Consider the following 12,745-nt stretch of genomic DNA (forward strand, 5'->3'; position numbering starts at 1 on the left):
ACTGATCGTGTTTGGAGATCCCCCCATGGCCAACGCTTTACCCGACCTGAAACTGTTGCGCATCTTCGTCAGCGTGGTGCGTCATCAGGGGTTTGCCAACGCGCAGCAAGAGCTCAACCTCTCGACATCGGCCATCAGCACCTACATGAGCCAGCTCGAAGCGGCGTTGGGTTTGGTGCTCTGTCATCGTGGGCGTGGCGGTTTCAGCCTGACCAGCAAGGGCGAGCTGTTCCATCAGGAAACCTTGCGCCTGTTCGGTGAACTGGAAGGTTTCGAGCAATACGCCGCGGCGCTCAAGGGCGAGTTGCGCGGCACGCTCAACCTCGGGGTGATCGACTCGACCGTCAGCGACAAGGCCTTGCCGTTCGCCGAAGCCATTGGTGCCTACAGCCAGGAGCACCCGGCGGTGCATTTGCACCTGTCGGTGATGAGCCCTTACGAACTGCAACTCGGCGTGCAGGACAACCGCCTCGATCTGGCCATCGGTGCGTTCTCCACGCGCATGAGCGGGCTGGTCTACATGCCGCTGTACCGTGAACAACATTGGCTGTATTGCAGCAATCGTCATCCCTTGTTCAACGAGCGGCGCATTCCCGAACAAGTCATCACCCAGCAGCGCATGGTCGGTCGCGGTTACTGGAGCCAGGCCGAATTGGCCCGCCACGGCTTCAAGCACAGCGCGGCGACTGTGGAGAGTATGGAAGCACAGCTGATTCTGGTGTTGTCCGGCGCCTACATCGGCTACCTGCCGGAGCACTACGCTCAAGCCTGGGCCGACAAGGGCGATTTGCGCGTGCTGCTGCCGGCCACTTTCGGCTACCAGGCCCCGTTTTCGATGATCGTGCGTCGTGGGCGCAGTCGCGAGCCATTGATCCAGACCTTCCGCGATTTGCTCAAAGCGCAGCTCAATCAGGTCTGATGGGGAAATCGTATGTCCAGAATCCAATGCGCCCGTTGCCTGCGCCCGCAAACTCACTGCCTGTGCCCGTTGATTCCGAGCCTCGACAGCCGCACCCGGGTGCTGCTGTTGCAGCATCCAAGCGAGGTGAACCATGCGCTGAACACCGCTCGGCTAGCGGCGTTGGGGCTGAACAATGCCGAGCTGATCGTCGGCGAAGTGTTCGAGGATTTACCGCGTCTGCTGAATCAACCGGGTTACCGGGCCCGCTTGTTGTTCCCGGCTGACGATGCACAACCGTTGCAGGCCTATACGCCTGACGATCAACCGTTGCTGCTGGTGGTGCCCGACGGCACCTGGCGCAAGGCGCGCAAGATGCTGCACCTCAATCCATTGCTGGCAGCGTTGCCCCGAGTGACGCTGGCCGAAGGCGCTGTCTCGCGCTATCGCTTGCGCAAGGCTCCCGGGCCGGGAGCGTTGTCGACGGTGGAGGCGATCGTGCAGGCGTTGCAGGTGCTTGAGGCACCGACGACCTTCGAGCCGCTATTGCGACCGTTTGAAGCGCTGATCGAAGGGCAGATTGCGGCGATGGGGGAGGAGACGTACCAGCGTAATCATGGTGGCAAAGTCTAGAGGCCACGACGCAAGCTGGCGTAGCTTGCCACGAGGCGGCTACACCTGCGTACTACATGGGTTCTGGTGGTCCGATCAGCCGGCCCATGACGCCGAACAGTCCCAGCGACCTGATTGCCTCCAGTTCCCCCTGCGTTTCTATCTGCTCGGCAATCAGCGGCAAATCGATGCTGTTGGTCGCGCGGAAAATGGCTTCGATGAACAGGCGCTTGTCGCTTTGTTGGTCGATGGCGCGAATGTAGCTGCCGTCGATTTTCAGGTAGGCCAAACCGAGTTGGGCGAGGTTGCCGATCTGGCTGAAGCTGCCACCGAAGTGCTGCAGGCCGATCCCGTAGCCGGTGTTGTGCAGGCTCAGGCACAGTTGACGCAACTCTTCGGGGGGCGGCAGTTGGCGTTCGTCGAGTTCAAGGGTCAGCAAGGGGCCGAGGCTGGGCAGGCCGTCGAGCATATCGAGGATCAGGCGCCGTTGTGCAGCATCGCGCAGGGTACTGCCGGACAAGCTAAGGGCCAGCGGCCAAGGGTGTTCGGCAAGGTAGTCGAGGGTGTGTTCGAGCATTGCCAGGTCGAATCGCGCCGACCAGCCCAGCCGTTCTATCCAGGGTAGAAAGTGCCCGGCACAAATGGCTTTGCCCTGCGGATCGAGCAGGCGCGCCAGCACCTTGTGGTGCAGCACCTGGCTGGTGTCGGCGCATTGCACCACGGGTTGGAAGTACAGCTGCATTTTGCCGTGAGTCAGGGCGTCATCGATCCAGGTGCGCCAGTCGTGCTGCGTATGGTTCGGTGGGTTATCGGACTGCTGCAGATGCACCCACGGCCGTTCTGGATGCTGCTGGGCCTGAGTCAGTGCCTGATCGAGGCGCAGCAGAATGTCGGTGGAGGCTTCGCCGGGTGTGTAGGCGACGATTCCCAGATGCGCCACCGGCATGCAGTCGCTGGCGCCGGTCAGGCGCAGGTTTTCCAGAGTGGCGCTGATCTCGGCGGCCAGGCGCGCGGCGTCCTTGCTGTCCAGACCTGGAGTCAGCAGGCTGAACTCACCGCCACGATTACGTGCGGCCAGCCAGGTATGGCGATCCGGCTGTTGAGTCAGGCGCTTGAGTAACTGAGCCACGGCGCTGATCAGCACGTCGGTGCGCTGGCCACCCAGTCGCTGGTTGAGCCCGGTCAGGTCATTGATCCGCAACATCAGCAGGTGTCCGGCGCTGCTCTGCTCGGTCACCAGCAATTGATCGGTGAGTTGCTCGTTGAGCAAACGGCGGTTGGCCAGTCCCGTGAGGCTGTCCTGAAACGACTCGGCGCGCAGTTGTTCGCTGCGTGCGGCTTCTTCGGCAAACAGCCCTTTGAGCTTTTCAACCATTTGGTTCATCGCCAGCACCACGCGTTTGAGTTCCGGGGTTCTGGGCACCTTCGGCAGGCTGAGAAACTCGCGCTTGTTGATGGCTTCGGCCTGTTTGACCATGGCGTCCAGCGGGCGCAGTTGCCGACGCAGCAACCAGCCGCCGAACATCGCGCTGAGCAACCCGCACAGCAGTAACCAGACCAGACTGCCGAGGGTACTGTCCCACAGTTTGCTCAGGACGAACTGTGGGTTGCTCACCACTTCAACCCGCGCGGCTTGCTCCCAACCGCGCATTACCAACGCATCCCCGCCTTGCGGATGCAGGTTCACCAGATCGACGAACCAACCCGGTACGCGTTCGGTGGTGGCGACCGCATTGCGCTCGACCAGGACGCGCTCGTCCTCGATATTGATGACCCGGATACTGGAAAAGTAGCCACTGTCGAAGACCGAGCTGACCATCAATTCAATCATCGCCAGATCGTCGATCTGTGTGGTCAACGACAGCCCCAGTGCGGTGGCAGTGTCCTGGGCATGGGAGCGCAATTGGCTGAGTATCTGCGCACGCGAGCTTTCCAGGCCGACAAAGAAACTGCCGCTGAAGGCGACCAGCAAGAACAGGCAGATGGCCAAAAACAACTGTTTGAGTAGCGACATGAGACGCTCCGGAGCGTTGACCTTCCTGGACGACGGGATATGTCTGGCCGCAGACGTGCAGATGCCTGGAGTTTAGGCGCTGTTTTGCGGGAAGCAGGGCAGATTGTCGGGGGTGGGGGGATCGTTGAGCTTAGGTGGCGAGGCGTATTCAGGGTTTGATCAGGGTTTTCTGCCGCAGGATATACACCGTCACCAGCACTGCGCTGGTCAGCATGAAGCCGCGTGCCCAGGGCAGTGGGACGAGGATGCAGGACAGGCCGATACTCAGCCACATCAGGCCAATGGCGTAGACCTTGCCCTTGAGCGGAATGCCGTTGCCGTCCAGATAGTCGCGAATCCAGGGGCCGAGTCGTGGATGCTCGACCAGCCATTGATAAAAGCGTGGCGAACTGCGGGCGAAACAGGCGGCCGCCAACAGCAGGAAAGGGGTGGTGGGCAGTACAGGCAGGAAGATCCCGATCACCCCCAACGCTACGCTCAGCCAGCCGATGGCCAGCAGCACGTAGCGCAGGATCAGGGGGCGTTTGCCTATGGGTTCAGCCACAGGCAACGACTTAGTGGTGACGAGGCTTGAGGATCGCCGGTTTTTCGTCTGGCGCGTTGCACAGCAGGTACAGCGCGGTCAGGGCTTCCGGGATCTGCACGATCATGTCGTCCATCAGGTTGGCGTCGGCCGCGATGTCGGAGAACTCCGGCTGTTCGTCGAACAGGCCGGAACCGACCATGATCGGCAGCAGCATTTCGCTGACTTCGTCTTCGGCGGTTTCGAACCAGGCTTCTTCACGCAGGAATACGCCTTCCATGAAACCGATGCACCAGCCGCGCAGGTCGGAATCATCCGGCTCTTCGCCCAGGTCCAGGTCGCATGGCAGCTCGAACTCTTCATCGGACGCCAGTTGGCGAGCGATATGAGCCTTGAGGGCCAGAAGGGTCGATTCGATTTCCTGACGCTCGGCGTCATCGCGATAATGCGGCTCTTCGGCGAACAGCGCGTCGATCCACTCACGATCAGGCACCGTCTCGGAACAGATCGACAGGGCTGTCAGATAGCCGTGGGCGGCCACATAGTCCAGCGCCTCGTCATGCAGCTCGTCGGCGTCGAGGAAGGCTTGCAGGCGGGTTAGTTGCTCAGCGAAGGACATTGAAGGGCTACCTTGGGAATATACGATGCCCAATTCTAGGCGTTCTTGAGCGGTCCGGCCAGCCGCACGGCAGATTTGCCCGCATTCCAGACCAGTCTAATCCCGATCCGTAGGGAATTGTTGATCTGGGCGGGGAGGCTATTCGTCAGTGACCCCCATTGCCCGGTATCGCTCGGGTATACTCGCGCGTTTTGCAAAGCCCTGCAGGTGTCGCGACGGTCCCGGACAAATCCGCTTACGGATCTGTCCGTGACAACGTGGTTTTTTGATCCAGCCTGCACACAGGGATATTCAGCACCATTTGGAGTTTTTCATGCTCGAACAGGCTCAGCGCGTCCTCAAGGACATCTTCGGCTACGACAGTTTTCGTGGCCGTCAGGGTGCCATCATTGAGCGCGTGGCCAGCGGCGGTGACGCTCTGGTGCTGATGCCGACCGGCGGCGGCAAATCGCTGTGCTTCCAGGTCCCGGCACTGTTGCGCGATGGCTTGGCGGTGGTGGTTTCACCGCTGATTGCCTTGATGGACGATCAGGTTGCGACCCTCGAAGAACTCGGTGTGGCCGCGGCAGCGCTCAATTCGACCTTGAGTGCCGAGCAACAACGCGATCTGGCGGCGCGGATCAAGCGCGGCGAAGTGAAGATGCTGTACCTGGCACCTGAGCGCCTGGTCCAGCCACGGATGCTGGCGTTTCTGCAAAGTCTTGAAATCGCGCTGTTTGCCATCGACGAAGCTCACTGCGTGTCGCAATGGGGGCACGATTTCCGCCGGGAGTACCTGCAACTGGGCCAGTTGGCGGAACTGTTCCCCAACGTCCCGCGCATTGCCCTGACCGCCACGGCCGACAAGCGCACCCGGGAAGAAATCGTCGAGCGCCTGCATCTGCAGAACGCCGAGCGCTTTCTGTCGAGTTTCGATCGGCCGAACATTTTTTACCGCATCGTGCCCAAGGAGCAGCCGCGCAAGCAGTTGCTGGCGTTTTTGGCTGAACGGCGTAGCGATGCCGGCATTGTCTATTGCCTGTCGCGCAAGAAGGTCGACGAAGTAGCGGTGTTCCTCAGCGAGCAAGGTTTCCCGGCACTGCCGTACCACGCCGGCCTGCCCAACGATACGCGGGCTCACCACCAGAAGCGCTTCCTCAACGAGGAAGGCCTGATCATGGTCGCCACCGTGGCATTCGGCATGGGCATCGACAAACCCAACGTGCGCTTTGTCGCGCATCTGGACTTGCCAAAGTCCCTTGAGGCCTATTACCAGGAAACCGGTCGGGGTGGCCGTGACGGTCTGCCGGCAGATGCCTGGATGGCTTACGGCCTGCAAGACGTGGTGATGCTCAAGCAGATGCTGCAGAACTCCGAAGGCGATGAGCGCCACAAGCGTCTGGAGCAGCACAAGCTCGACGCCATGCTCTCGCTGTGTGAAGAAACCCGCTGCCGCCGTCAGACGCTGCTGGCCTATTTCGACGAAGACATGCCGCAGCCCTGCGGGCATTGCGACAACTGTGTCGACGGTGTGCAGACCTGGGACGCCACCGAACCCGCCCGTCAGGCGCTGTCGGCGATCTACCGCACCGGCCAGCGTTATGGCGTCGGGCATTTGGTGGACGTGTTGCTGGGCAAGGACAACGAAAAAGTCCGCAGCTTCGGCCATCAGCATCTGTCGGTATTTGGTGTCGGCAAGGCGCGGGCCGAAGGTGAATGGCGTTCCCTTTTCCGACAGTTGGTGGCGCGCGGTCTGGCGGACATTGACCTGGAAGGCTACGGCGGCCTGCGTTTAAGCGACAGCTGCCGGCCGTTGCTCAAGGGCGAAGTGACCCTGGAGCTGCGCCGCGACCTCAAACCGCAAACCACCGCGAAAAGCAGCAGCACCAGCCAGGCCAGCCAGTTGGTGCGAGGCGAAGAACGCGAGCAGTGGGAAGCCTTGCGCGCCCTGCGCCGCAAGCTCGCCGGAGAGCATGGCGTGCCGCCGTACGTCATCTTCCCCGATTCGACCTTGCTCGAAATGCTCCGCAGCCAGCCAAGCTCGTTGCCGGAAATGGCCAAGGTCAGCGGTGTCGGTGCACGCAAGCTGGAGCGCTATGGCGAGGCCTTCCTCGAAGTGCTGGGCGGCCAGGCCGAGGCCCCGAAAGTGGTTGCCGACCTGCGTCACGAATTGATCACACTGGCGCGCGCCGGCATGACGCCGATGCAGATTGCCGGCCAGTTGCAGTGTTCGGAAAAGAACGTGTACACGATGCTCGCCGAGGCCATCGGCAAGCAGCAACTGTCGCTGGAGCAGGCACTGGACCTTCCGGAAGACCTGATGGGTGAAGTCCAGGACGCCTTCCTGGACGGCGAGGGCGAGTTGCCGCCGGTGTCGGAGATTTCCGCGTTGTTTGCCGGTCGTGTTCCCGAGGGCGTTTTGTACTGTGTGAGAGCGGCATTGCAGTCGGAGTTTGAAATTTAAGTGTCGAAGATCAAGATGTAACGATTCAGTACAGACCGAGCCTTGCCTAGAGTCGAGGGCCATGCTTAGCTGACTAATAATTAGTTTCAGCCTATTTCAGTCTAACCATGAGTTTTTTTTATGCCGTTAACCGATCAACACCGTTTTGGCATGCAGTTGGCGCAGATGTCTCGCGGCTGGCGCGCCGAACTGGATCGCCGTCTTGCCGGTCTTGGCCTGTCCCAGGCCCGCTGGCTGGTGCTGTTGCACCTGGCGCGTTTCGAAGAAGCCCCCACTCAGCGTGAGTTGGCACAAAGCGTCGGTGTTGAAGGACCGACACTGGCGCGCCTGCTCGATAGCCTGGAAACCCAAGGCCTGGTGCAGCGTCAGGCGGTGGCGGAAGACCGCCGGGCGAAAAAGATCGTGCTGTGCGCGCCCGCCCGTCCCTTGATCGAGCAAATTGAAACCATTGCCGCCGAGTTGCGCCATGAGCTGTTCGAGGGTGTCAACGAGGAAGATATGCGGGTGTGTATGCGGGTCCATGGGCACATTTTGGCCAATCTGGAAAAATCTTGAGGCATAACCACACCGCAGACTTTTGAGAACTGGCGCAGAGCAGACTATAAGAACTACCAGGCAATAACGTGTTCACACTGGACGTGCGAATGCGCACAGGTTGATTCTGGTTAGCTAAGGAATGCTCATGCTCAAGAGTTTGCAGTCTGTGTTACGGCGCTCCGTCAGCCTGTTGTCGGTCGCCGGTGCCTTGAGTTACTCCGCATTGGCACCCGCGTTGGGGTTGGGCGACATCACGTTGCACTCAGCCCTTAACCAGCCGTTGAATGCCGAAATCGCCTTGGTCGATCCCGGTGCCCTGAGTGACGGTGAACTCTCGGTCAGCCTGGCGACGGCGGATGAGTTCGCCCGCGCCGGTGTCGAGCGAGTATTTTTTCTCAACGACCTGCGTTTTACCGCCGTTCTGCGTGGCAATCGCAGCGTGATTCGGGTGGTGTCCAGCAAGCCGGTCAATGAACCGTTCCTGAATTTTCTGGTGCAGGCGAACCAGCCCAATGGGCATCTGCTGCGCGAATACACGGTGCTGATCGATCCACCGGGTTCACCGGGGATCGTACCGGTGAGTGATGTCGAGCCGGCCCCGGCGATCACCCAGCAACCCACTGCTGCCGCACCCGCCAAAACGCCAGCTGTTGCTCCAGCGAGCACGGCGCCTGCGGCTACCGATCCGACTTCCGAATTGCTGGCAGCCAGTGTCCTGGAAAACCAGCAACTGAAACAAACGATCGATCAGTTGAACAGCCGGCTACAAGCCCAGGATGAACAGATCGCCAGCCAGCGCAAGCAAGTCAGCGATCTGCAAACCGAGTTGGCCGACGCCAAAAAACCTTTACCCGCCCCCGTCATTCCCGTCGTGCCAATTCCGGTGCCCACAGCCCCTATGGATGAGACGAGCAGTGGTTGGGCGTTGTGGCTGATCGGCGGCCTGTTGGTGCTTGGCGTGCTATTGCTACTGGGCCTGTTTGCGCTCCGTCGGCGGCGGGTACAGCCTGTATCAGCACCCGCGCCGCGACATGAGCCGGTGGTCAGTCGGGGAGCGCCCGATAGTGCACAGAAACCATCGATTGAGCTTTCTGCGACGCCGTCTCCCCCTGCGAACCGCGAAACCGCTCATGGGGCAGAAGTGCTTGAGAGCGTCGGTATCTACCTGACCTATGACCGCTACGCCGAGGCGGCCAGTCTATTGCGCGAAGCCTTGCTCAAAGAGCCGCAGCGCAGCGATTTGAACCTGAAACTGTTGGAGGTGCTGGGACTGCAGGGCGACAGCGCAGCTTATTCGGAGCATGAAAACAGTTTGCATGAAGCGGGTTACAGTGCCGAGGTGCTGGAGCAGATTCGCGCACGTTCGCCGAAACTGGCCAGTGCACAATCGTTGGCGACTCTTGAGTCGACGGCTGAAACGACGGCTGAACCTGCTGCCTCGGTAGAGGATGAGTTCCAGTTGAATCTGGATGACTTGTCGATGGATTCGAGCTGGGATCTGGCCTGTCCGTCCGACACAACAGCGGCAATGGCTGAACCCGTGGATCAGCTGGAACCGCTGGACGATGGCTTTCTCGACGATTTCGCCGATGCATCACCGACCCTGGAGCTTGAGCCGTTGTCGGGCGAATTCGCGGTACCTGCGCACGAAGAGATCCACCCCGGCAAACTGGAAGAGGCGCAGAACTGCATCGACGACGGTGATCTGGACAGCGCCATTGCGCTATTGAACGAGTTACTCAAGGACAGTGACGAATCCTTGAAGCAAACCGCCCGCAGCCTGTTGGCCAGCATACGCTGAGCTCCTGTAGGAGCATGGCTTGCCAGCGATGGCGTCCGTGAGATCGCTATCGCCAGCAGCTGTGCTCCTACAGGTCTCGCGCCGCCATCAATTTTCGCAATACCTGCGATCAGTACGTCTGCCCAAGGCTCAGGTAGATCGAGCGGCAAAGGCGGCTATTATAGCGGCGCCATCGAGTTCAGGAGTCCAGCACGCCATGACCACGCACAAACCGGAAGTTGTCATCACTTACTGCACGCAATGCCAGTGGCTGTTGCGCGCCGCCTGGCTGGCCCAGGAGTTGCTCAGTACCTTCAGTGATGATCTGGGCAAAGTTTCACTGGTGCCGGGAACTGGCGGGGTGTTTTTCATTACTTGCGACGGGGTGCAGATCTGGGAGCGCAAGGCTGATGGTGGTTTCCCGGAAGCCAAGGTACTCAAGCAGCGGGTCCGGGATCAGATCGATCCCGACCGTGATCTCGGACACAACGATAGAACTCAGTGAGAGGCGGCTTCGGCCGTCACGCTTTTCTTGCTTGAGCTGCCAGACAGACTGCTGGACACCACAATCGCAATGATGATCAGCGCACCGCCAATCAACATCCGCAGTGTCGGATTCTCATCGAACAGCAGCCAGGCGACGGTGATGCCATAAACCGGCTCCAGTGCAAACACCACCGCGGCGGTACGGGCCTTGATCACCGCCAGGCTGGCAACGAACAGGCTGTGGGCGACGCCGGTGCAGAACACCCCAAGCAGACCGATCCATAGCCAGTCGATGGCGCGCACCTCACTCAAGCCCGGTGCTGCCACCGGCAACAGGCAGAGGGCGACCACTACGTTCTGACACAGCGCTGCCTGCACGGCGGGTATACGCCCGGAGCTGGCACGGTTGGTCAGCGACAGCAAGGCGAACAGCAGGCCCGAGCCCACCGCCCAGAGCAGACCGCTGGTAGCTTCACTGGCGAGGTCAAAATCCGGGGTAACCAACACCAGGCCGACGCTCACCAGCGCCACCAGGAGAATTTCATTGGCGCGAATTCGCTCGCGGAAGATCAGGCCTTCGAGGATCACCGTGAACGCCGGGAAACTGGCAAAGCCCAGGGTCGCAATCGCCACGCCGGCAACTTTCACCGCAATGAAAAAACTCACCCAATGCCCGGCCAGCAACAGGCCGCTGAGGAGCAGGCGACGCCAGTCCACGGCTTCGAGTTTCTGCCAGCCAGTGCTGCTGGCGAAACGGGCAAAGAATGCCAGAGCGATCACCGCGAATGCCGCACGGCCAAAGACAATGATGGCAGGGGAGGCCGCGGCGAGTTTGCCGAACACACCCGTCAGGCCAAACATCAATGCGCCGATATGCAGGGCGCCAAGGGCGGTACGCGGAGTCATTTCAATCCTTAATCCATAGAGGCAATGACGACATTGAACCGCGTGACGGCCTGATCTGTCTGTCGTCAAACTCGCGTTTTTTATCGTCAGCCTAGCGCTTGCCCGCCGTACGACGCAGTGCGCCCGGCGAGGCGCCGAACTCGCGCATCACCGCTGCGGCGAAGGCGCTCTGGGAGCCATAACCGACACGGCAGGCGACTTCGCCGATGGGCAGCGCGGATTCACGGAGCAACTTCACCGCGATATGCAGGCGGCGACTGCGGATGTAATCCATCGGCGTCTGTCCGCATTCAGCGACAAAGCGTGCGTGCAGACGTGCGCTGGACAGCCCGGCGACGCGCGCCAGATCGGCGACTTGCAGCGGATAGGCGGCGTATTGGTCGATGTGCGCGTTGAGCGCGGCGTAAGGCAAGCGGCGCCCGGCGATGCTGCTTGGCGCGGCGTTGTTGAGGCTGGCGAGCAACAATACGGCGCCTTGCTGGGCGATCAGCGGGTCTGCGACCGGGCTGCTCGCCAGCCAGCTCACCAGCTGGCTTTGCCCGGCATCCAGCGGCAAGCGTCCGGGGTTGTCGAGCAAGCGCCGACTGGCCTCGGCATGCTCGCCCAATGATTGTGAAACCCATTGGTCGCTCGGCACATCGAGCACCAGGCAGCGGCTGCCATTCGGGCTGCCGCAAGCGTGATGAGCACCTGCCGGTACGACCACAAAACTCTGCTGCACCACCTGGCTGCCATGACCGCCGACCTCGAAGTCGAGCGCGCCCGACAGGCCGAACACCAGTTGCGCGTGGTCATGGCTGTGGACGATCAGGTCGTGGGTGTACTGGCGTAGCGTGAGGATCGGTCTCATCGCAGTCTCCTGGGCAGACTCGCAGTCTACACCGGCCGCGCCTGGGTCCGGGTTGTCATCAGACTGCCGTATTTGTGTCATGGGCTATTAATCGCTGCGGTGCAAGCTTGCGAAAAATCTCGCAGAGGTTGCCCATGACCAGCGCCGAACGTGCAAAACCCAGCCGTAAACAACGCGTGCGCACCTTGTGGATCTCCGATGTGCACCTCGGCACCCGGGATTGTCAGGCCGAGCATTTGTCGCAGTTTCTCAAGGGCTATCAGGCTGACAAGATCTATCTGGTCGGCGACATCATCGATGGCTGGAAGCTGCGCAGCGGCATGTACTGGCCGCAGGCTCACACCAACGTCATTCGCCGTTTGCTGACCATGAGCAAGCGCGGCACCGAGGTGATTTATGTCACCGGCAACCACGACGAGTTTTTGCGGCGTTATTCGAAGCTGATCCTGGGTAATATTCAGTTGGTGGACGAGGCGGTCCACGTCACCGCGGATGGCCGGCACCTGTTGGTGATTCATGGCGATCAGTTCGATGTGATCACGCGTTATCACCGCTGGCTGGCGTTTCTTGGCGACTCGGCCTACGAGTTCACCCTGACCCTCAACCGCTGGCTCAATCACTGGCGTGCACGGTACGGCTACGGTTACTGGTCGTTGTCGGCGTACCTCAAGCACAAAGTCAAAACCGCGGTCAGCTTCATCAGCGATTTCGAAGAGGCCATCGCCCACGAGTGTGTCAAACGCGAGCTGCACGGGGTGGTTTGCGGGCACATTCACCACGCGGAAATCCGCAAGGTCGGTGAGGTGGATTACCTCAATTGCGGAGATTGGGTGGAGTCGTGCACAGCCTTGATCGAGCATTTGGACGGCACGATCGAGTTGTACCGGTTGGCGGATGCTCAGGCGCGCGAGGCACAACTCAAGGCCGTTAAGGTTGCTGAACCGGCTTGATCCGACAGGTTTAGCTTTTGTGGCGAGGGAGCTTGCTCCCGCTCGACCGCGAAGCGGTCGTAATCCGGCAATCGCGATCCATCCGAATACTCGCGGCGGCTGACATCAGGGTCGCTTCGCCCGAGCG

The 12,745-nt window shown here is 60.7% G+C and carries 12 protein-coding genes; 7 read left to right on the forward strand and 5 right to left on the reverse strand.

The genetic code is table 11. From position 1 onward, the window contains the following. The first annotated feature begins 25 nt into the window (after positions 1-25). Both AO353_RS18405 and AO353_RS18410 read left to right on the forward strand, forming a co-directional pair. Positions 26-919: a LysR family transcriptional regulator gene (locus tag AO353_RS18405; protein WP_054596237.1), complete on the forward strand. Its 894-nt coding sequence runs from the start codon at positions 26-28 to the stop codon at positions 917-919. Positions 920-931: 12 nt separating this feature from the next. Then, positions 932-1,531, forward strand: a complete 600-nt coding sequence (locus AO353_RS18410; protein ID WP_054596238.1) for a tRNA-uridine aminocarboxypropyltransferase — start codon at positions 932-934, stop codon at positions 1,529-1,531. 52 nt (positions 1,532-1,583) lie between these two features. Here AO353_RS18410 and lapD read toward each other — a convergent pair whose 3' ends face one another. The 3 genes from lapD to AO353_RS18425 form a co-directional block, all read right to left on the reverse strand. Continuing rightward, entirely contained in the window at positions 1,584-3,524 is a 1,941-nt protein-coding gene (lapD, locus tag AO353_RS18415; protein ID WP_054596239.1) for a cyclic di-GMP receptor LapD, read from the reverse strand. A gap of 148 nt (positions 3,525-3,672) precedes the next feature. Next, positions 3,673-4,068, reverse strand: coding sequence for a YbaN family protein (locus AO353_RS18420; RefSeq protein ID WP_054596240.1), 396 nt, complete (start codon positions 4,066-4,068; stop codon positions 3,673-3,675). Between the two features lie 10 nt (positions 4,069-4,078). Then, positions 4,079-4,666, reverse strand: a complete 588-nt coding sequence (locus AO353_RS18425) for a YecA family protein (RefSeq protein ID WP_019692442.1) — start codon at positions 4,664-4,666, stop codon at positions 4,079-4,081. A 313-nt stretch (positions 4,667-4,979) separates the two neighbouring features. On the opposite strand from AO353_RS18425, the gene recQ reads away from it, so the two are divergent. From recQ to AO353_RS18445, 4 genes are all read left to right on the forward strand, one after another. Beyond that, a complete protein-coding gene (recQ, locus tag AO353_RS18430) occupies positions 4,980-7,109 on the forward strand; it encodes a DNA helicase RecQ (RefSeq protein ID WP_054596241.1) in 2,130 nt (709 codons plus the stop codon). Between the two features lie 120 nt (positions 7,110-7,229). Beyond that, positions 7,230-7,664 (forward strand): MarR family transcriptional regulator, encoded by a 435-nt coding sequence (locus AO353_RS18435; protein ID WP_054596242.1) that lies wholly within the window; start codon positions 7,230-7,232, stop codon positions 7,662-7,664. A 127-nt stretch (positions 7,665-7,791) separates the two neighbouring features. Further along, on the forward strand, positions 7,792-9,447 hold the full coding sequence (locus tag AO353_RS18440; protein ID WP_054596243.1) for a FimV/HubP family polar landmark protein: 1,656 nt from the start codon (positions 7,792-7,794) through the stop codon (positions 9,445-9,447). Between the two features lie 196 nt (positions 9,448-9,643). Further along, positions 9,644-9,931, forward strand: coding sequence for a SelT/SelW/SelH family protein (locus AO353_RS18445; protein WP_054596244.1), 288 nt, complete (start codon positions 9,644-9,646; stop codon positions 9,929-9,931). Here the strand turns inward: AO353_RS18445 and AO353_RS18450 are convergent. Together AO353_RS18450 and AO353_RS18455 are read right to left on the reverse strand one after the other, a co-directional pair. Further along, a complete protein-coding gene (locus tag AO353_RS18450) occupies positions 9,925-10,818 on the reverse strand; it encodes a DMT family transporter (RefSeq protein ID WP_054596245.1) in 894 nt (297 codons plus the stop codon). The genes AO353_RS18445 and AO353_RS18450 overlap by 7 nt on opposite strands. A gap of 91 nt (positions 10,819-10,909) precedes the next feature. After that, entirely contained in the window at positions 10,910-11,668 is a 759-nt protein-coding gene (locus AO353_RS18455) for a helix-turn-helix transcriptional regulator (RefSeq protein ID WP_054596246.1), read from the reverse strand. A gap of 134 nt (positions 11,669-11,802) precedes the next feature. On the opposite strand from AO353_RS18455, the gene AO353_RS18460 reads away from it, so the two are divergent. Next, on the forward strand, positions 11,803-12,618 hold the full coding sequence (locus AO353_RS18460; RefSeq protein ID WP_054596247.1) for a UDP-2,3-diacylglucosamine diphosphatase: 816 nt from the start codon (positions 11,803-11,805) through the stop codon (positions 12,616-12,618). Positions 12,619-12,745: the final 127 nt, after the last annotated feature.

It is taken from the genome of Pseudomonas fluorescens (genome assembly GCF_001307155.1).
GTDB lineage: Bacteria > Pseudomonadota > Gammaproteobacteria > Pseudomonadales > Pseudomonadaceae > Aquipseudomonas > Aquipseudomonas helvetica.

What these genes read in the sequence shown, in the direction of transcription:
- AO353_RS18405 (WP_054596237.1), top strand. Translation starts at nt 26, where the DNA reads ATGGCCAACGCTTTACCCGACCTGAAACTGTTGCGCATCTTCGTCAGC.
- AO353_RS18410 (WP_054596238.1), top strand. Translation starts at nt 932, where the DNA reads ATGTCCAGAATCCAATGCGCCCGTTGCCTGCGCCCGCAAACTCACTGC.
- lapD (WP_054596239.1), bottom strand. Translation starts at nt 3,524, where the DNA reads ATGTCGCTACTCAAACAGTTGTTTTTGGCCATCTGCCTGTTCTTGCTG.
- AO353_RS18425 (WP_019692442.1), bottom strand. Translation starts at nt 4,666, where the DNA reads ATGTCCTTCGCTGAGCAACTAACCCGCCTGCAAGCCTTCCTCGACGCC.
- recQ (WP_054596241.1), top strand. Translation starts at nt 4,980, where the DNA reads ATGCTCGAACAGGCTCAGCGCGTCCTCAAGGACATCTTCGGCTACGAC.
- AO353_RS18435 (WP_054596242.1), top strand. Translation starts at nt 7,230, where the DNA reads ATGCCGTTAACCGATCAACACCGTTTTGGCATGCAGTTGGCGCAGATG.
- AO353_RS18440 (WP_054596243.1), top strand. Translation starts at nt 7,792, where the DNA reads ATGCTCAAGAGTTTGCAGTCTGTGTTACGGCGCTCCGTCAGCCTGTTG.
- AO353_RS18445 (WP_054596244.1), top strand. Translation starts at nt 9,644, where the DNA reads ATGACCACGCACAAACCGGAAGTTGTCATCACTTACTGCACGCAATGC.
- AO353_RS18450 (WP_054596245.1), bottom strand. Translation starts at nt 10,818, where the DNA reads ATGACTCCGCGTACCGCCCTTGGCGCCCTGCATATCGGCGCATTGATG.
- AO353_RS18455 (WP_054596246.1), bottom strand. Translation starts at nt 11,668, where the DNA reads ATGAGACCGATCCTCACGCTACGCCAGTACACCCACGACCTGATCGTC.
- AO353_RS18460 (WP_054596247.1), top strand. Translation starts at nt 11,803, where the DNA reads ATGACCAGCGCCGAACGTGCAAAACCCAGCCGTAAACAACGCGTGCGC.